This is a genomic window from Citrobacter sp. Cb004 (genome assembly GCF_030337065.1).
Lineage (GTDB): Bacteria > Pseudomonadota > Gammaproteobacteria > Enterobacterales > Enterobacteriaceae > Citrobacter > Citrobacter braakii.
Window position 1 is genome coordinate 39,527 of the sequence record NZ_JAOWCH010000053.1, and the last position, 18,031, is coordinate 57,557.

The window sequence follows — 18,031 nt, forward strand, 5'->3', positions numbered from 1 at the left end:
CCAAAAAGCTGGGTATATATACAGAGTTCTGCTGGTGATTATATCAGCGAGGTCAGAGATGCCAACTGTGAAATTTCGATATGCGGCAGCAAACGGCTGTCTGCGGTTTGCATCAGGTCGGCATTTTCCGGTTTGATCCAGCAGGCCTGCATACCGCAACGGATGGCCCCCGCCACGTCTGTCGTCAGGTCATCGCCCACATGCAGAATCTCAGCCACAGGCATTTTCAGTTTATCTGCCGCCAGCGCGTACATGTCGCTGAACGGTTTTGATCGCCCGTCGGGACCGGCGCGCAGCACAAACTCAAAGTAATCGCCCAGGCCGAACAGTTCTGGCTGCGCGTTACCGTTGGTGATCGCCACCAGCGGCCATTTGCGGGCCAGCGCCTTCAGCGTGTCATGCGTCGCCTGCGGGACGTCAATGCGGCTACGCCATTTGGCGAAATTCATCATCGCCGCATTTGCCCCCATTCTGGCTTCTGCTTCTGACAATCCCGCCTCCAGCATAGCGCGCTCTACGGCGCGGTGACGCCATTGGGTAACGTCGTGGTAGATTTCCGGCTCAGCGTCGCGAACGGCCTGACGTAAGCGCTGTAGGTCGCTATTTTGCAGCGAATTCAACGCCGGATGGTAATTCTGTACAAACGCGAGCGCTTCCTGCTCGGTGCGTGTGATAACGGGACGGTTATCGTAAAGGGTGTCATCAAGGTCAAAGGTGAGCGCAGAAATGCGCCCCAAAGGCCGGTAAAAACGCATTATTTCCCCCGTTTGGCGCGCGGATGCGCCGCATCGTACACTGAAGCCAGGTGTTGAAAATCAAGATGGGTATAGATTTGGGTAGTGGAGAGATTAGCATGCCCCAATAACTCCTGTACCCCGCGCAGATCGCCGCTCGACTCCAGCATATGCGTCGCAAAAGAGTGGCGCAATTTGTGGGGATGTACGTGGCTGTTCAGCCCCTGTTTGATCCCCCATTCCGCAAAGCGTTTTTGCACATTACGCGCAGAAATGCGTTTGCCCAGTTTTGACAGGAATAACGCATCGTCATCGCTGCCAAATAGCCCCCGCAGGTCCAGCCAGTGCTCAATCCACGCCACTGCATTGCGGCCAATTGGCAGGCGACGTTCTTTACTGCCCTTCCCCATCACCCATACTTCGCCGGTGTCGAGATCGAGATGTTTAATATCCAGCCCAACCAGTTCAGACAAACGCAGCCCTGCGCCGTACATCACTTCTAACATTGCCCGGTCGCGCACGGCGAGGGGATCGTTGAGGTCGATATCCAGCAGACGATTAACGTCGTCGACATCGATATTTTTAGGTAGATGACGCGGTGCTTTCGGCGCGGAAACACTTTTTGCGGGATTGGCTTTCAGCTCGCCCTGATTAACCAGCCAGTCAAAGAAACTGCGCAATGCGGAGAGACGCAGCGCCAGGCTCGCCGGCCCTAGCCCTTTACGACGGCTGCGCACGGCAAAACTGCGTACCATCGAAGCGTCACATTGTTGCCAGCTTTGCAGACCGGTCTCTCCGGCTAACGCAATGATGGCATCAAGCTGACGCTGATAATTCAGCAATGTGATCGGGCTAAGCTGCCGCTCAACGCCCAGATAGCGTAAAAAGCGCGCCACATCCTGAGAAAGGGGTGAATCGGTCATACGCGTTCAATCCAGCGCTCCAGCAGCTCCGGCAACATCAGCGAAATTTCCTGCAGTAATTGCGTACCTTGCCCCTGCTGGTAATGATTAACATCGCGACTGCTGAACAGCATCACGCCCAGGGATCCATCTTGCCCCAACATCGACATCGCCACCGAGCCTACCGCTTTCGCCTCGGGCATCATGACCAGAAGTTCCGGGCCATTGAGCGGCCCAAGATAGTGCTGTGACTGGCCCAGACGCTGAATACGCAGCGGTTCAAAAGCCTGACGGCTTAATGCCAGATGAGTGAATTTTGATGGCGCACCAAGTCGCCAGCGATCCGGGAACAGACGAACCGTCGCCCCAGCCAGCCCTAACTCACGCGCCCAGCGATGAAATCGCATCAGCATGTCGTCAAGACTGCTGGCCGATACCAGCCGGGCTTGCAGATTTAACAGACGATAGAACAGGCTTTCATTGGCGTTGGCTTGGTCCATCAACAACGCCATATTCTCTTCCAGCACGTTAATATGATTACGTGCCCGCGCCATATGCCATTCCACTAAAGAGACCGTGCCCCGCACCGGGTGTGGAACACGCATCGCTTCAACTGCCTGGGCATTACGGATAAAAAACTCAGGATTACGTTGCAGGTAATCGACGACCGCCCGGTCGTCCAGCTCCATGAGCGTTTCCTGTAGTTCTTCCCCTGGTTGCTTCATAAGTGAATAAATCCGTCGTAGACATGTGCCGCCGGGCCAGTCATATACAGCGGATGACCCGGACCTTTCCAGGCGATATCAAGTCGACCGCCCGGTAATTCCACCCTCACTTCTTCTGCCAGCAGGCCCTGCTGGATACCAACCGCAACAGCGGCGCACGCACCGCTGCCGCAGGCCTGCGTTTCACCCGCGCCGCGCTCATAGACGCGCAGCCGGATATGCTCGCGCTTTACCACCTGCATAAATCCGATATTGGCGCGTTCAGGAAAGCGTTCGTGACTTTCCAGAACCGGCCCCAACGTTTCTACCGTGGCCGTATCAACATCATCAACCTGAATTACGCAGTGCGGGTTCCCCATTGAAACCACGCCGCACAATACTGTCTGTTCAGCCACGCGCATAATATAGGTCTTCTCTGCTTTGTTGGCGCGAAACGGAACCTGCGCGGGTTCAAAATTGGGTTCACCCATATTCACCCGTACCAGCTCGTCGTCGGTTACGGTTAATACCATACGACCGTTAGCGGTACTGACGCGAATATCACGCTTATTGGTCAGCCCTTTCAGGCGAACAAAGCGGGCAAAACAGCGGGCGCCATTGCCACACTGTGACACTTCACTACCGTCGGCATTAAAAATACGGTAGTGGAAATCCAGCTCCGGATCATACGGAGGTTCAACCACCAGCAGTTGATCAAATCCAACGCCGAGATGCCTGTCGGACAAGCGGCGGATCAGCTCTGGTGAGAAAAAGACATTCTGCGTTACCGCGTCGACGACCATAAAATCGTTGCCAAGGCCATGCATTTTAGAGAATTGCATCATTCACTCCGTTCACGCGGGTACAGAAATATACATCTATTCCTGCCGTCAGTAATTCACCTGAGAAGGCCCGTCACTAATCCCACGATCGTTTTTCTCTGGCGTGGTGGATTGTGATTGCGGCTGAACGCTCTTGGTCGGAGGCGGCGCGGTTTTATCTGCTGGCGGGAAATAGAGCGGGCCTTTTAGCCCACAGCCCGTCAGGCTGAACAGAGTAAAAATGACAGCGAGTGGCTTTAACACGTTTTTCATTATCGATTGCCTGTAAAGTTCATGCTTTCTGTTTTCTATCATCGCAGGAGAAGGCGTAAAAGCAAGAGTTAGCCTGTAATCTGCAACGCGTTTTGTTTCAGGTTATACTGCCGTCATCACGAAAAACAGGATAAGAAAATGAACGACAGTGAATTTCATCGCCTTGCTGACACCCTGTGGATGACCATTGAAGAGCGTCTGGATGACTGGGATGGCGACAGCGATATCGATTGTGAGATCAACGGCGGCGTGCTGACCATCAGCTTCGAAAACGGCAGCAAAATTATTATTAACCGTCAGGAGCCGCTGCATCAGGTGTGGCTGGCAACCAAACAGGGCGGCTACCACTTTGACCTGAAAGGCGACGAGTGGATCTGCGATCGTAGCGGCGAAACGTTCTGGGATCTGCTAGAACAGGCGGCGACACAGCAGGCGGGTGAAGAGGTGAGCTTCCGTTAAGTTTTATTGCCGGATACGCTTCGCTTATCCGGCATCATACTCACGAGAAATACTGCTGTAACTGCGGAGTGTCGTTTTCCTGACTGACGGGCGGCACGGCGCTAATCGGCTGGGTACGGAACGGGATCACCTGCGCGCGCCCGTCGGTTTTCACAATCTGATAGAACTGCGGCAGGTTAAAGTTGATGAAGCTGGAGCCGTAGGTAAAGCGATCGTGCGACGACGAGTAGAAACGGCTGACATCGCGTACCAGCTCCTCTTTGCTGCCTTCGCAGTGGTGATACACCTCAGCCCGATTACTCTCATCCAGAATGTAGATATTAAAGCCCTGCTCATCACCCGTTTCTTCGAAAAAGAACTGAATGATCCCTTCGCTGGCAAAACCGTCAACCACTGACGGGAGTTTCACATGATTGGTCTCAACCTGAACGGAAAGCCCGTGCAGTTTGTTATGTGAAATCGCGCCATAAAATTCAATCGCGTTTTCCAGCTTCTGTACCGAGACGTTCAGGCGCTCGAAGAACAGACCCCACGTCTGCCCGGAAACGCGCAGCGCTTTGAAGCGTCCGGTTTCCTGACGGGTGCTGGAGAGGCGCAACTCGATGCACTCAGACACCAGTTGCTGCACGCGGGTGCGAATTAAACCGCGCAGATGCTGGCTATAGCAGAAAACCTCGACGCTATCCGGCGGCGCGGCATCCTGGTGCATTTTGCCGAGAATCGTTTTTAACGCTTCAATCATCGCCTGCTCACCGTTGAAGTGCAGCGTACGCACTTCATTCCACGAGTTGCGGTACAGCAGATCGACGCTACCCACCAGGCAATTTTGTTCTTCACCAAAGCTGAAGACGTCCAGCTTACGGAAATCAAAATGTACCACCTGATTGCGAAATGCTGCCGTCGGGTCATATTCAAGGTTAACGATAATCGCCAGGTGGCGAATCTCGCACGGGCTATAGAGCGCTTTCGGCGTTGGCGCTGGCAGTCGCAGCGGGAAGTGGTGCGACACGTCGGCGACCATTTCTTGCAGCTTCGGCAAATCAACAATGCCGTTGCCCTTAATAAATAAATGCGTACGCGAGGTCAGCAGGCCGTTGAACCAGGCCCACGCCACCAGTTTATTGAGGTAGCGGTTATATTCCAGCGGCTGATGGCTGATGATCGAGTCCATGTTAGGCGCGCGGTTATAGAGATACCAACCCGAACGGTTGGCACGGCCCGGCGGCACATGGATAAAGGTCAGATTCGGTTCCGAGAGATCCGGAGATATCTGCGGGTTCACCAGCGTTACTTTACCTGGCAATGCTTCAAACGCGGCATACAGCTTACGGGTCAGCACGCCGATATCCTGCGGGCTGGCGCTCACGCTAAGGTTATTTCGGCGGGCAAAACGGATCAGGTTACGATAGCTCTGCATCATCGCATCGAGCAGTTCGTTATGCGCTTCGCGTACCTGGTCAATCTTCCAGTTAGCGCGGTTATCCAGCATAGTCAGACGGGCGTCATCCCAGCCCCACTCTTTCACTAACTGACTTAATACTTCACGACGCCAGCCCACGCAGGCGCGCTCGCGGCTCAGTTTCTCACACACTTTTAAGTAGAAACATCGACGCACTAAATCCAGACGAGTCGGGTCTTCGATCGCCGTGAGGTACTCGGTAACGCGCTCCAGCATCATGCAGTAAGGGTCGAGACCAAAAGAGACGATCTCACCATCGTGCAGGCGCTGTTTAATATCTTTCGCCAACAGGCGTGGATTGGGGTATTCCCAGGAATAAGCTTCCAGCAGCAGCGTTTTCAATACCGCTTTGTACGGGGAGTCGATACTCTTGTACAGCTGCCAGAGGCTGGCGCCAAAGTACTCTTCGGCGGAGAGCGAACTGAGTCCGCCGAGATCCAGCCATTCGTTTGGCGTTAACACCCCCTGTGCGTAAAGCGTCATGACGTAATCGTCGTAATGCTCTTCTTCGTCGCCCGGCACCATATTCCACAGAATACGTTTACCCGCGAGACGCACAGCGGTGCGATAGAATTCATCAAGCAACAGGATATGCTGCGTCGAGCCACAGTCTTCACCACCCAAACTGCCGCTTTCATTGTGGCGGAAACGGTTTTCATCAATCAGGAAGAAGCTGACTTCCACGCCCAGCGAGGCGGCCCAGCTTTCCAGCAGGCTACATTTACGCTGCAGCAGCTGGCGCTCTTCGCTATCCAGCCAGGATTGATGGCAGACCCAAATATCAAGGTCAGAGGAACAGCTTTGCCCTACCGAAGAGGTGCTGCCCATTGAGTAAACGCCGGTGATAGGCAGTTCGCCCTTGGGAGGATCCTGCGGTGGCATACCGCGGTACAGTTCCAGTTCGTTCAGGTAGTGGCGTTGGGTTTCATCAGGCGTGTAAAGGCATATGCCTTTGGGAACGTTACCATCAAGGTAACCCGGCATCAGCGGATGGTGGTAGTGCAATAATGTCGGCAGCAGACTGTATACCTGCTGGAAGGCAGGTCCCATGGCAGCAAGCGCGCGATCCACACGCAGTTGATTTATGGCATCCAGTCTCTGTTTCAGAGTCTCAATATAGAGGTACAAGACGTATCGCCTGATGTTGCTATCCGTCATGTTGTCGATTGCTGCGGCACAAGGGCTCACAATAATCGTCATCAATTCGGATAAACCGTATGTCAAAAATAACCGTTACCTGTTTTTTCGCCCATATTTTTTTATGCTGTACAGCCGAAAAAATGGTCTAAAACGTGATCAATTTAACACCTTGCTCATTGACCGTAAAGAAAGATGCGCTACATACAAGTGTAGCACCGTTCGTTACGTGTAAATTCCTTCATACGGTCGGGAGGTTTCTCGTCATTATTCACTGCCAGTGATGATGCAGCGCCTTTTCCTCTCACTCACGTTTGAGCGTAACGCTGACATCCCTTTGATAAGGATGTTAGGATGGTCAATGATTGATAATGACGGTAACAAGCATGTTAGACAATGTTTTGAGAATTGCCACACGCCAAAGCCCCCTTGCGCTCTGGCAGGCACATTATGTCAAAGACGCCTTAATGGCAAACCACCCCGGTCTGATCGTGGAACTGGTTCCGATGGTAACCCGTGGCGATGTGATCCTTGATACCCCGCTGGCGAAAGTCGGGGGGAAAGGGTTGTTTGTTAAAGAGCTGGAAGTCGCGCTGCTGGAAAAACGCGCCGATATCGCCGTGCATTCCATGAAGGATGTGCCGGTTGAATTCCCTGACGGTCTTGGACTGGTCACCATTTGCGAGCGAGAGGATCCGCGTGATGCTTTCGTCTCAAATAAGTACAACACGCTGGATGAACTCCCGGCAGGCAGTATCGTCGGGACATCCAGTTTGCGTCGCCAGTGCCAGTTGGCAAAGCGTCGCCCGGATCTCGTCATCCGTTCACTGCGCGGTAACGTAGGTACGCGTCTGAGCAAACTGGATAACGGCGATTATGACGCCATTATTCTGGCGGTCGCCGGATTAAAACGTTTAGGTCTTGAGTCGCGAGTCCGCACCGCTCTGCCGCCGGAAGTCTCCCTTCCCGCTGTCGGGCAAGGCGCAGTTGGCATAGAATGTCGACTGGATGATATGCGCACTCAGGCGCTGTTAGCGCCGCTCAACCATGAAGAGACGGCGCTGCGCGTCAAAGCCGAACGCGCCATGAATACCCGCCTGGAAGGGGGATGTCAGGTCCCTATCGGCAGTTATGCAGAACTCATTAACGGTGAGATTTGGCTGCGGGCGCTGGTCGGCGCGCCTGACGGTTCGCAGATGGTATGCGGAGAACGTCGCGGCGCCGCGCAGGAAGCTGAACAGATGGGCATCTCTCTGGCTGAAGAGCTGCTGGAGAACGGCGCGCGCACCATTCTGGCTGAAGTTTACAACGGAGAAGCCCCCGCATGAGTATTCTGGTCACCCGCCCGTCTCCCGCAGGGGAAGAGTTAGTGAGCCGTCTGCGCACACTGGGGCAGGTGGCCTGGAGCTTTCCGCTCATCGAGTTTTCGCCCGGTCGGGAGCTGGCAACGCTGGCTTCCCGACTGTCGGCGCTGACGGAAAACGATCTGGTCTTCGCCCTCTCGCAGCACGCCGTCACCTTTGCAGATGCCGAACTTCAGCAACAAGGGAAAAGCTGGCCCTCCCTTCCGCGTTATTTTGCCATTGGTCGCACAACGGCGCTGGCGCTGCATACCGTTAGCGGTTTCAATATTCACTACCCTCTGGATCGGGAAATTAGCGAAGTCTTGCTACAATTACCTGAATTACAAAATATTGCGGGAAAACGCGCGCTGATATTACGCGGCAATGGTGGCCGTGAGCTGATAGGTGAAACCCTGACAGCACGCGGAGCTGATGTCGATTTTTGTGAATGTTATCAACGCAGTGCAAAATATTACGATGGTGCAGAAGAAGCGATGCGCTGGCAATCTCGTGGTGTGACCACGGTGGTTGTCACCAGCGGAGAGATGCTACAACAGCTCTGGTCGCTCATTCCGCAGTGGTATCGTGAGCACTGGTTACTACGCTGTCGGCTGCTGGTCGTCAGTGAGCGTCTGGCGCACCTCGCCCGGGAACTGGGCTGGCAAGATATTAAGGTCGCTGATAACGCCGACAACGATGCGCTACTACGCGCATTACAATAACTCTCATAATGGGATGCCATAATGACGGAACAAGAAAAATCCTCCGCCGTGGTTGAAGAGACCAGGGAGGCCGTGGAAACCACGTCACAGCCAGTCAATACTGAAAAAAAGAGTAAGAACAGCACGGCGCTGATTCTGAGCGCTGTGGCGATTGCTATTGCGCTGGCTGCAGGCGTTGGGCTGTACGGTTGGGGGAAACAGCAGGCAACAACGCAGACAGCAACCAGCGATGCGCTGGCAAACCAGCTTACGGCGTTGCAAAAAGCGCAAGAAAGCCAAAAAGCTGAGCTGGAAGGCATTATTAAGCAGCAGGCAACGCAGCTGGATGAAGCCGCTCGCCAGCAGGCCGCGCTGGTCAAACAGCTTGACGAAGTCCAGCAAAAAGTCGCTACTATCTCCGGCAGCGATGCCGGGACATGGCTGCTGGCGCAGGCTGATTTTCTGGTGAAACTGGCCGGTCGCAAATTATGGAGCGATCAGGACGTTACTACCGCCGCGGCGCTGCTGAAAAGCGCTGACGCCAGCCTGGCGGATATGAATGACCCAAGCCTGATTACCGCCCGTCGCGCGATTACCGACGATATCGCGAGCCTCTCTGCAGTGACTCAGGTCGACTATGACGGCATTATCCTGAAAGTGAATCAGCTCTCTAACCAGATTGATAATCTGCGTCTGGCCGACAACGACACCGACGATTCGCCGATGGATTCCGACAGCAGCGAGCTTTCCAGCTCGATCAGCGAATGGCGCGTCAATCTGCAAAAAAGCTGGCAGAACTTTATGGACAGCTTTATCACCGTTCGCCGTCGTGATGAAACCGCCGTCCCGCTGCTGGCACCGAACCAGGACGTTTACTTACGTGAAAATATCCGTTCTCGCCTGTTAGTGGCCGCCCAGGCCGTGCCGCGTCATCAGGAGGAAACATATCGCCAGGCGCTGGAAAACGTCTCCACCTGGGTGCGCGCCTACTACGACACGGACGATGCAGCCACCAAAGCTTTCCTTGAAGAGGTAGACCAACTGAGCCAACAAAGCATCAGCATGGACGTACCGGAAACGCTGCAGAGCCAGGCGCTTCTCGACAAGCTCATGCAGACCCGCGTACGTAATTTACTGGCACAGCCTGCCACAGCGCCGGTTGCAGCAGCTCCTGCGCCTTCAGCTGAAACTCCGGCAACTGCGCCGCAAGGAGAATAATGATGCTAAAAGTATTATTGCTCTTTGTGCTGTTGATCGCCGGGATCGTTGTCGGTCCAATGATTGCCGGTCATCAGGGCTACGTACTGATCCAGACGGATAATTACAATATCGAAACCAGCGTGACGGGTCTGGTGATCATTCTGATCGTCGCAATGGTCGTCCTGTTTGCGATTGAATGGCTGCTGCGCCGAATTTTCCGCACTGGCGCGCATACCCGCGGATGGTTTGTCGGTCGGAAGCGTCGTCGCGCCCGTAAGCAGACGGAGCAGGCGCTGCTCAAGCTGGCAGAAGGCGATTATCAGCAGGTTGAAAAGCTGATGTCGAAAAACGCCGATCATGCAGAACAGCCGGTAGTGAATTACCTGCTGGCGGCAGAAGCGGCTCAACAGCGCGGTGACGAAGCACGTGCCAACCAACACCTTGAGCGTGCAACCGAACTGGCCGGAAATGATACGATCCCGGTAGAAATCACTCGTGTTCGCCTGCAGTTGGCGCGTAATGAAAATCACGCCGCGCGCCACAGCGTAGATAAACTGCTGGAAGTGACGCCACGTCATCCGGAAGTGCTACGTCTGGCTGAACAGGCCTACATTCGTACCGGTGCATGGAGTTCGTTACTGGATATCATTCCATCCATGGCAAAAGCGCACGTGGGTGATGACGAGCACCGCGCGATGCTGGAACAGCAGGCATGGGTTGGTCTGATGGATCAGGTTCGCGCCGATCAGGGCAGCGAGGGGCTACGTGCATGGTGGAAAAACCAGAACCGTAAAACCCGTCACCAGGTTGCCCTGCAGGTGGCAATGGCTGAACATCTGATTGAGTGTGACGATCACGATACGGCGCAGCAGGTCATCATTGATGGTCTTAAACGCCAGTATGACGACCGCCTGGTGCTGCCGATCCCGCGTCTGAAAACCAACAACCCGGAACAGATAGAAAAAGTGTTGCGCCAGCAGATTAAAGCCGTCGGCGATCGCCCATTACTGTGGAGCACGCTGGGCCAATCGCTAATGAAGCACGGCGAATGGCAGGAAGCCACGTTCGCCTTCCGTGCCGCTCTCAAACAGCGTCCAGATGCCTATGACTACGCCTGGCTTGCTGACGCGCTGGACAGACTGCATCAGCCGGAAGAAGCCGCCACCATGCGTCGTGATGGCCTGATGTTGACGCTGCAGAACAATAATCCCCCACAGTAACTCCCTCTTGCCCGGTGACGCTTCGCTTACCGGGCCTACCGTTATTTCATATACACCAAATCATTCGAGATGCTTCGAGGCGACTTGAAGGATGAGGTGTATATGCATAAAAAAACGCCCGCTCTTTTGGAGCAGGCGTTAAACAGGTCTGTATGACAACATAAATGGGTGCTTCACTCAACGTTATGTCCATGGTGTTTGATGAGGCCAGAGCGACATCTGTCTGTGGACGATAAGCACCGTAAACGGCTCTGCATCATTCCTGAGTTTATGAGGCCAGATGGCGAACATAAGAGATGGAATGAGCATCTACCCGTATATTATTGCACAAGGCATGCCACGATTGCACTGCAAAAACAATGGAACCGGACTTTTTAAGACATCAGGAAATTCGGGGAAATAAAGGCTGAGAAGGGAAAATCAGAAAACAAAAAACCCCGCCGAAGCGGGGTTCAAAATTGGTCGGCGAGAGAGGATTCGAACCTCCGACCCACTGGTCCCAAACCAGTTGCGCTACCAAGCTGCGCTACTCGCCGTTTTACTGCTTTTTGAATTTTTAGTTCAATTCTTTAAGTCGTGGTGCGAGGGGGGGGACTCGAACCCCCACATCCTAAGGACACTAACACCTGAAGCTAGCGCGTCTACCAATTCCGCCACCTTCGCATTTCACAACTTTAAATTAATGGGGTGGCTAATGGGATTCGAACCCACGACAACTGGAATCACAATCCAGGGCTCTACCAACTGAGCTATAGCCACCACTGCAAATCTTTTACGCGGTATTAAAACCACCGCAGCTCCGGCACCTTACTAAATGGTGCGCCCGACAGGATTCGAACCTGAGACCTCTGCCTCCGGAGGGCAGCGCTCTATCCAGCTGAGCTACGGGCGCTTAGCGCCGTTGCGGGGCTGGATATTACGGAGGTCTCGGTCTGCTGTCTAGTGCTTTTTTAAAATAAATTATCGTTTGGTCATGGTTTGTGCGTTTTGTCGCTTATTCCTGCAATTTTTGGGCTGTGCCATGACGATTCAGGCCAAAAACCTTATAAATGAGCGTCACGGCCAGTAAGAAGATAATGCCAACAAACAGCGACATTCGGGTATCTTCATTAAAGTACATGCCGATTAATACGCAAATCAGGAACGCCATCGTCAAATAGTTCGCCCACGGGAACAGAATCGAGCGGAAAGGATGACTGGCGATCGCCGCTTTATGCGCCTGACGGAAACGTATCTGGCTTATCAGGATCACAAACCACGGCACCATCCCCGGCAGCACGCTGGCGCTATAGACATAAACGAACACACGCTGCGGGTTGGGAATGATGTAGTTCAGGCACGAACCAACCAGCAGGATCGCGATAGAAATAGCCACGCCGGCAACCGGCACGCCCTGGCGAGAAACTTTTCCAACGGCGGCAGGTAACTGGCGATTCTTTGCCAGCGCGTAAAGCATACGCCCACAGCTGTACATCCCACTGTTACAGCCCGACAGCGCCGCCGTCAGGACCACAAAGTTAATAATCCCTGCCGCGGCGGTAATACCAATCTTGGCAAAGGTCAAAACAAACGGGCTACCGTTACTGCCAATCTCATTCCACGGGAAAATAGTGACGATAACAAAAATCGCACCGACGTAGAAAATCAGAATACGCCACAGCACTTTCCCTACTGCACTCCGCAGCGTGACCTGCGGATTCTTCGCTTCACCCGCAGTAATGCCGATCAGCTCCACGCCCTGGTAAGAAGCCACGACAATACACAATGCCGTCAGGAAGCCCTTCCAACCACCAGCAAAGAAGCCGCCGTGCTCAGTCAGGTTGCCAAAGCCGATCGCCTGACCGCCATTGCCAAAACCGAAGAAAATCACCCCTAATCCAATGACGATCATCACAATGATGGTGGTCACTTTAATCATGGCAAACCAGAACTCAATTTCACCATACAGGCGAACCGCGGCGAGATTTGCCAACGCAACCAGTCCGACAGCAATCAGTGCGGGTATCCATTGTGCCATTTCCGGGAACCAGAACTGGACGTACACCCCGATAGCGGTAATCTCTGATATCCCCACCGCCATCCACATAAACCAGTATGACCAGGCAGTGAGATAACCAAAGAAGGGGCTCATATATCGATGAGCGTAAACAGCAAATGAACCGGCAACCGGCTCGAGGAATAACATCTCCCCCATAGAACGCATAATGAAAAAGACGAACAGCCCGGCGACGATGTATGCCAGCAGAACCGAAGGTCCCGCCCATTTCAGGGTACTGGCGGCCCCCATAAATAGCCCGACGCCAATAGTCCCCCCAAGGGCAATTAATTCGATGTGACGAGCCTCCAGCCCACGCTGTAGCTCAGGTTTGTTCTCGGCCATAAATCCTCTTGTTGTGTTTGCATACTGTCCGGTATTACCGGTTCTCGTTATGGGTACATCTTGTTATGCCATAACAGGCCATACGGCACCGACCGCTTAACGGCTGGCGTCAAAAACACCACGGCACTGCAATGATTGTTGCGAATGGTTTCCTAAAATCGCTTAAATGGCAATTAAAGCATTCAAAAAATAAATAGATTGTGCGAGAAAGCAGCGATTATGTTGTGAATAAGTAGCGTAATTAGCAGATCACGCTACTTATCAAAGGAGGGAGGGCGTCAGAGGTTGCCGGTATAGTGCCAGCGGAGATAGCGTAATAAGCGAAGTTGACGAGTGATACGGCTTGGCTGCGACAATAAGCGATACAGCCACTCCAGCCCCAGAGTCTGCCAGATTCGCGGCGCACGCTTAACGTGACCGGTAAAGACGTCGTAGGTACCACCGACGCCCATATACAGCGCTTCAGGGTGAATCTTCCGGCAGTCACGCATAAAGATCTCTTGTTTCGGCGAGCCCATCGCCACCGTCACAATCTGCGCACCGCTGGCGTGGATACGTTCAAACAATGCCTGACGCTGGTCCGGGGTAAAATAACCGTCCTGACTGCCTACAATGTTCACGCGCCACTGGGCACGCAGTTTGGCTTCCGTTTGCGCCAGAACTTCAGGCTTGCCACCAATCAGGAAGACAGGCGTTCCTTCCTGCCCGGCTCGCGCCATAAGCGCTTCCCAAAGATCAGCCCCTGCCACGCGTGAAACATGCGCCTGCGGGAATTTTTTGCGCACTGAGCGCACCACGCTAATCCCATCCGCATATTTGAACTCAGCGGCGTTGATCAAATCCCGCACTTCAGGGTTATCTTCTGCCGTCAGCATCTTCTCAGCGTTGATTGCCACCAGCGTTCCTGACCTGAGATGTCCCTCGGCAAACAGGTAATTTAGCGCATGCTGCATATCGCGCCAGCCAATCAATTGTAACCCGCGCAGCGAGTAGAGTGGCGCAGTTGTGTTATCTGTCATTACGATCCTTCAATCTGTGTCCGGGGCAGCGATTTGATTCGTTTATGGATGAGTCCCGCACTATCGAATAGCCAAAACAGCAGTTTTGCCACCAGCAGACAAACGCCGAAAATCACGAGGAAAAAGACCACTCGCGAGACAAACGAATCCAGCCCTTCACGTGCCAACACGATCATATTGAAAATAGCGCCAAAACAGAAACTGTGCAGAATCGCCGCCTTGTAGCGATTGGTTTCGCGGTTGCCTAACTCATACAGCCAGTCAAACCACTTGATGATGAGTCCAACGACAATCGCGCCTAACGGGATAAACAGCGCCCCGCCCATCACCACCAGTGAACCAATTAACGTCGGCGAAATCGCCAGACCTGAGTGGTTGTTCAACACTTCCCAGGTAAAGTAGTTCGCTGAGTTGAGGACAATACTCGGCCGCCCAGGCCACAGCCAGGAGGGGATAAAGACGTAGAAGTCACGGACAATCGGCGCCAGCCCTTGAAACTCAATATTGTGGTAATTTTGCAGCAACAGCGCCAGATTCTCCCACGGCGAGAAGGTATCCCGCGTGAGGTACAGGAAGGTATAGAACGCCTCGTCGCCGCTAACGTTCATCCCATAGCGCTTCAGCGCCAGCCAGAACATCCCGACGATACCCAGCACGCCCGCGGCGGCCAACATCCACAGCGAAATCCAGCCGCGAATGATGCCGATAAACAAGAAGATGGCAAACGCAATGATGATATTGGCGCGCGTCCCGCCAACAATCATATAGGTCAGCAAACCAAACGCGACGGTACTCACCAGGAAGAATAACCACGCTTTGCTGTCCTGACGCAGGAAATAGACCACCAACATTGCCGGAATGAAGAAGTAGAAGAAACGCTTCAGAGCGACCCCAGAGACTTCGCTGGAAAAAATTTGGCTGTAGGATTGCAGTCTGAACAGCAGGAATCCGTTGTGCATAAAGAAGACGCCCACGCTCACCAATGCAATCGCCATCAGGATAACCCAGGTCAAATGCGCTTCAACGCGATTGATGGTAAATAGCGGCCTGCGTGGCTTATCCTCGACTCGCTTGCGAAGGCGGGTTTTATACGTCACGTAGTAGACGGCATAGAAACAGGCGGCTGACAGCAAGGCCTGCAGTAGGATCTCCGGCGGAGCAACTGCCACATCAAAACGGAACACCAGTATGCTGGTCAACGGGAATCCGAAGAAGAACGTCAGCAAAAACAGCAGTGAGAAGAAAACATTGAAGTTAAAACGCACGCGGCGGAATTCAAACCAGGTCAGCGTGGCGATAAACAAGGTGGAGAGCAGCCATACCACAAGCAGACCGCAAAATTGCATCAGGCTCATACAGTTTCTCCTGAAGCAATGCGCAGCGCGTTGTGCCACGGCTGCAGATAATTCGGGCTAAAGAAGGTGATTGTATTTTTATCTACCGATGCCAACTGGCGCTGCGCTTCGCGTACGACGCCTTCATTGAGCTCATCAGTGGTAAATAACACCGGGAGATTCTGTTCCACCATATCCTGCCAGAAGGGATTTTCACGGTTGAGCACGCACGGGATACCGGCCTGAATCAGTAAACACAGGGTACCGATCCCCTGCTGACGGGCAAAAATAAAGTAACCCAAATCACACTGACGTAATAATGTCAGATAGGCATCAAATTCCAGCTTTTCACTTAAAATTTGCAGATTCTCAGCGCTAAACAATGCCAGGCCGGCCTGACGAACCTCGTCGATATAAGCCGCATTATTGGCGGGGTACCCCATCGGTACAATCACATTCACCGTGTCGCCGAACTGCTGATGGACGGCGCGTAGCGCGGCAATATGCTCATTGCTGCGATCGCCAGAGTTGCCAACCAGCACCGTCATCTTGCCGCTGCGCTGACACGCGTTGCTCATATTATTGAGCGAGGGATCCATCCGCGTTGGGAAATAGAGCAACTCGCCACGCACGCGCGGATGCTGTTCGGCGAAATAGCTCAAATCACCCCGCGTGGCAAATACGCAGCCCACGCGATTCTGCGCCATACGGCGAATGGGGTAAAACAGGCGAAATTTCAGTCCACTGGAGACTTCATATAAATCCGCGCCCCAGATATGCCAGTAAAACTGCTCTGGTTTAATTCCCCCGCTCAGCAGCGCTAACCACAGGCTGGTGTTAAACTGACCGTGGAAGAAAAAACGCTGTTGGCGATCCGCTTTTGCTTTCGCGATAACCGCTTCAGCCAGCGCCTTTTTCCCACCATAGAAGCTTAGCGATAACGCCGGGCAGTTCTCACTGAATCCGGCATCCTGACCTGCAACCATAAACGTGCGCGCGTGCTCGCTCGTCGCGGCCAGCGAGTCGTTGAAAAACCGCAGCACGGTTTGGTTATGGTGAGGGATATCCGATCCCAGAACGTGAATCAGTACAGTCATACCCGCCTACGCCAGAGTAAAAACACGCCACAACAAAGAGAGAAATAGACAATGTACGTTGCCATGTAAGCCTGTGCCGCGCCCAGCGCACCATGTGCAGGGATCAGCCAATGTGCAAACGCCGTCAATAACATGAACTGGCTAATTTCTGCCAAGATATAAAACCGCAGCGACGCTTTCGCGATCACCAGATAACCGAAAACATAGGCGCCGACTTTCAGCACATCACCGACCAGTTGCCAGGCGAACAGGTCGCGCATGGCGGTGAATTTAGCGGAGAAAAGCAGCCAGATAGCAAAATCGCGCAGTAGCCAGACGGTAAAGCTTGCGGCAGCAACCGCCGGCAGCACGAATTTCAACGACTTTATCACTTCGCGTGTAATATCGCGCTTTTCAGTCAAACGCGACAACGTCGGCAGCAAGTAAACGCTGAATGAGGCGGTGATAAATTGCAGATAAGCATCGGAGATACTGCTCACCCCCTGCCAGATCCCCACATCATCCCAGCTGTACTGCGCCGCCAACAGGTTTCGCATCATCACGTATGCCACTGGCAGCGTTACGGAGGTAATCAGCGCCATCAGCGTAAACTTGCTTAACTGCCCTGCCAGACCGTTATCCCACGAGGGTTTCAGGTAATGCAGGGGGATAGTCCCACGCTTAATCAGCATTATAGCGGCAGGGAGAACGACCAGCGCAGGTACCAGCGCCAGGCCCAGCAAGGCGCCTTCATACCCTCCCAGGCGATAACAGCCATAATAAGCCGCTACACCCACCAGGCTCCCCACAATCAACGACAGCGCGTTACCCGCCGCATCGCGGAAGCCCTTCATCAGCGCCAGCAGCAGGTTCGCCCAGGCAATGCCCATCTGCACCAGCGCAACCAGTCGAACCAGCCCCTGATAATGAGTATGACCAAATAATCCCTGACTGATAGGTGCGGCCGCCAGCAAAAAAATCACCGCCATCAGCGTAGAGAATCCCAGCACCATCGCGGAAGATGTACCGACCACCTTACGGAGCCGGGCCGGATCGTCATAATGCTGCGCAACGTATTTCGTGACGCCATTGAAAATGCCGGCCCCCGCCAACACGCCAAGCACGGTGACCATCTGGCGGAAGTTGCCCGCCTGCCCCACGCCTGCCGGTCCAAACGACACCGCCAGCAACTTCACAACCAGCAAACCTGCGCCAATTTTTACCAGCGTACTGGCCGCCGTCCATAAGGACGCTTTTGCAAGCGACATA

General features: G+C 53.7%; 16 protein-coding genes and 4 tRNA genes. 5 read left to right on the plus strand and 15 right to left on the minus strand.

Annotated elements, in window-relative coordinates:
• Window positions 1-38 precede the first annotated feature (38 nt).
• Genes yigB through lptM form a run of 5 tightly spaced genes read right to left on the minus strand, consistent with a single transcriptional unit; the run spans window position 39 to window position 3,434 of the window.
• Window positions 39-755, minus strand: a complete 717-nt coding sequence (yigB, locus tag OGV65_RS10030) for a 5-amino-6-(5-phospho-D-ribitylamino)uracil phosphatase YigB (RefSeq protein WP_016155129.1) — start codon at window positions 753-755, stop codon at window positions 39-41.
• A complete protein-coding gene (gene xerC / locus OGV65_RS10035) occupies window positions 755-1,657 on the minus strand; it encodes a tyrosine recombinase XerC (protein ID WP_046274891.1) in 903 nt (300 codons plus the stop codon). Before xerC ends, yigB begins: the two co-directional genes overlap by 1 nt.
• Window positions 1,654-2,361, minus strand: a complete 708-nt coding sequence (locus OGV65_RS10040; RefSeq protein ID WP_103767363.1) for a DUF484 domain-containing protein — start codon at window positions 2,359-2,361, stop codon at window positions 1,654-1,656. The genes xerC and OGV65_RS10040 overlap by 4 nt, the downstream gene beginning before the upstream one ends.
• On the minus strand, window positions 2,358-3,182 hold the full coding sequence (gene dapF, locus OGV65_RS10045; protein ID WP_016155126.1) for a diaminopimelate epimerase: 825 nt from the start codon (window positions 3,180-3,182) through the stop codon (window positions 2,358-2,360). The genes OGV65_RS10040 and dapF overlap by 4 nt, the downstream gene beginning before the upstream one ends.
• A 48-nt stretch (window positions 3,183-3,230) precedes the next feature.
• Entirely contained in the window at window positions 3,231-3,434 is a 204-nt protein-coding gene (lptM, locus tag OGV65_RS10050; RefSeq protein ID WP_003017937.1) for an LPS translocon maturation chaperone LptM, read from the minus strand.
• A gap of 138 nt (window positions 3,435-3,572) precedes the next feature.
• Between lptM and cyaY the strand changes: the two genes are divergently transcribed.
• On the plus strand, window positions 3,573-3,893 hold the full coding sequence (cyaY, locus tag OGV65_RS10055) for an iron donor protein CyaY (RefSeq protein ID WP_003828967.1): 321 nt from the start codon (window positions 3,573-3,575) through the stop codon (window positions 3,891-3,893).
• Between the two features lie 40 nt (window positions 3,894-3,933).
• On the opposite strand, the gene cyaA is transcribed toward cyaY, so the two are convergent.
• On the minus strand, window positions 3,934-6,480 hold the full coding sequence (cyaA, locus tag OGV65_RS10060; RefSeq protein ID WP_286454911.1) for a class I adenylate cyclase: 2,547 nt from the start codon (window positions 6,478-6,480) through the stop codon (window positions 3,934-3,936).
• A gap of 395 nt (window positions 6,481-6,875) precedes the next feature.
• Here cyaA and hemC point away from each other — a divergent pair, with 395 nt between their 5' ends.
• Genes hemC through hemY form a run of 4 tightly spaced genes read left to right on the plus strand, consistent with a single transcriptional unit; the run spans window position 6,876 to window position 10,953 of the window.
• The gene (gene hemC / locus OGV65_RS10065; RefSeq protein ID WP_016157846.1) at window positions 6,876-7,817 is read left to right on the plus strand and encodes a hydroxymethylbilane synthase; all 942 of its coding nucleotides are present in this window, start codon (window positions 6,876-6,878) and stop codon (window positions 7,815-7,817) included.
• The gene (hemD, locus tag OGV65_RS10070; RefSeq protein ID WP_016155122.1) at window positions 7,814-8,554 is read left to right on the plus strand and encodes a uroporphyrinogen-III synthase; all 741 of its coding nucleotides are present in this window, start codon (window positions 7,814-7,816) and stop codon (window positions 8,552-8,554) included. Before hemC ends, hemD begins: the two co-directional genes overlap by 4 nt.
• A gap of 21 nt (window positions 8,555-8,575) precedes the next feature.
• Window positions 8,576-9,751 carry a uroporphyrinogen-III C-methyltransferase gene (gene hemX, locus OGV65_RS10075; RefSeq protein ID WP_019078439.1) on the plus strand — a complete coding sequence of 392 codons (1,176 nt, stop codon included), beginning with the start codon at window positions 8,576-8,578 and terminating at the stop codon, window positions 9,749-9,751.
• Window positions 9,752-9,753: 2 nt separating this feature from the next.
• A complete protein-coding gene (gene hemY, locus OGV65_RS10080; protein ID WP_047499566.1) occupies window positions 9,754-10,953 on the plus strand; it encodes a protoheme IX biogenesis protein HemY in 1,200 nt (399 codons plus the stop codon).
• 459 nt (window positions 10,954-11,412) lie between these two features.
• Here hemY and OGV65_RS10085 read toward each other — a convergent pair.
• The 9 genes from OGV65_RS10085 to wzxE all read right to left on the minus strand — a co-directional run bounded on the left by OGV65_RS10085 (window position 11,413) and on the right by wzxE (window position 18,030).
• A tRNA-Pro gene (locus tag OGV65_RS10085) sits at window positions 11,413-11,489 on the minus strand.
• A 41-nt stretch (window positions 11,490-11,530) separates the two neighbouring features.
• Window positions 11,531-11,616: transfer RNA gene (locus OGV65_RS10090), tRNA-Leu, on the minus strand.
• Window positions 11,617-11,636: 20 nt separating this feature from the next.
• Window positions 11,637-11,712, minus strand: a tRNA-His gene (locus tag OGV65_RS10095).
• A 56-nt stretch (window positions 11,713-11,768) separates the two neighbouring features.
• A tRNA-Arg gene (locus OGV65_RS10100) sits at window positions 11,769-11,845 on the minus strand.
• A gap of 102 nt (window positions 11,846-11,947) precedes the next feature.
• A complete protein-coding gene (gene thrP, locus OGV65_RS10105) occupies window positions 11,948-13,333 on the minus strand; it encodes a bifunctional threonine/serine APC transporter ThrP (protein WP_016155119.1) in 1,386 nt (461 codons plus the stop codon).
• Window positions 13,334-13,611: 278 nt separating this feature from the next.
• Window positions 13,612-14,352 (minus strand): lipopolysaccharide N-acetylmannosaminouronosyltransferase, encoded by a 741-nt coding sequence (gene wecG, locus OGV65_RS10110; protein WP_200108582.1) that lies wholly within the window; start codon window positions 14,350-14,352, stop codon window positions 13,612-13,614.
• A complete protein-coding gene (wzyE, locus tag OGV65_RS10115) occupies window positions 14,352-15,707 on the minus strand; it encodes an ECA oligosaccharide polymerase (RefSeq protein WP_094761733.1) in 1,356 nt (451 codons plus the stop codon). Before wzyE ends, wecG begins: the two co-directional genes overlap by 1 nt.
• Window positions 15,704-16,783: a TDP-N-acetylfucosamine:lipid II N-acetylfucosaminyltransferase gene (locus OGV65_RS10120; protein WP_200047447.1), complete on the minus strand. Its 1,080-nt coding sequence runs from the start codon at window positions 16,781-16,783 to the stop codon at window positions 15,704-15,706. The genes wzyE and OGV65_RS10120 overlap by 4 nt, the downstream gene beginning before the upstream one ends.
• Window positions 16,780-18,030 carry a lipid III flippase WzxE gene (gene wzxE / locus OGV65_RS10125; RefSeq protein WP_279263655.1) on the minus strand — a complete coding sequence of 417 codons (1,251 nt, stop codon included), beginning with the start codon at window positions 18,028-18,030 and terminating at the stop codon, window positions 16,780-16,782. Before wzxE ends, OGV65_RS10120 begins: the two co-directional genes overlap by 4 nt.
• Window position 18,031: the final 1 nt, after the last annotated feature.

Excerpts from the sequence above, each read along its gene's own strand:
- yigB (WP_016155129.1), bottom strand. The coding sequence starts at position 755 with ATGCGTTTTTACCGGCCTTTGGGGCGCATTTCTGCGCTCACCTTTGAC.
- xerC (WP_046274891.1), bottom strand. The coding sequence starts at position 1,657 with ATGACCGATTCACCCCTTTCTCAGGATGTGGCGCGCTTTTTACGCTAT.
- OGV65_RS10040 (WP_103767363.1), bottom strand. The coding sequence starts at position 2,361 with ATGAAGCAACCAGGGGAAGAACTACAGGAAACGCTCATGGAGCTGGAC.
- dapF (WP_016155126.1), bottom strand. The coding sequence starts at position 3,182 with ATGCAATTCTCTAAAATGCATGGCCTTGGCAACGATTTTATGGTCGTC.
- lptM (WP_003017937.1), bottom strand. The coding sequence starts at position 3,434 with ATGAAAAACGTGTTAAAGCCACTCGCTGTCATTTTTACTCTGTTCAGC.
- cyaY (WP_003828967.1), top strand. The coding sequence starts at position 3,573 with ATGAACGACAGTGAATTTCATCGCCTTGCTGACACCCTGTGGATGACC.
- hemC (WP_016157846.1), top strand. The coding sequence starts at position 6,876 with ATGTTAGACAATGTTTTGAGAATTGCCACACGCCAAAGCCCCCTTGCG.
- hemD (WP_016155122.1), top strand. The coding sequence starts at position 7,814 with ATGAGTATTCTGGTCACCCGCCCGTCTCCCGCAGGGGAAGAGTTAGTG.
- hemX (WP_019078439.1), top strand. The coding sequence starts at position 8,576 with ATGACGGAACAAGAAAAATCCTCCGCCGTGGTTGAAGAGACCAGGGAG.
- hemY (WP_047499566.1), top strand. The coding sequence starts at position 9,754 with ATGCTAAAAGTATTATTGCTCTTTGTGCTGTTGATCGCCGGGATCGTT.
- thrP (WP_016155119.1), bottom strand. The coding sequence starts at position 13,333 with ATGGCCGAGAACAAACCTGAGCTACAGCGTGGGCTGGAGGCTCGTCAC.
- wecG (WP_200108582.1), bottom strand. The coding sequence starts at position 14,352 with ATGACAGATAACACAACTGCGCCACTCTACTCGCTGCGCGGGTTACAA.
- wzyE (WP_094761733.1), bottom strand. The coding sequence starts at position 15,707 with ATGAGCCTGATGCAATTTTGCGGTCTGCTTGTGGTATGGCTGCTCTCC.
- OGV65_RS10120 (WP_200047447.1), bottom strand. The coding sequence starts at position 16,783 with ATGACTGTACTGATTCACGTTCTGGGATCGGATATCCCTCACCATAAC.
- wzxE (WP_279263655.1), bottom strand. The coding sequence starts at position 18,030 with ATGTCGCTTGCAAAAGCGTCCTTATGGACGGCGGCCAGTACGCTGGTA.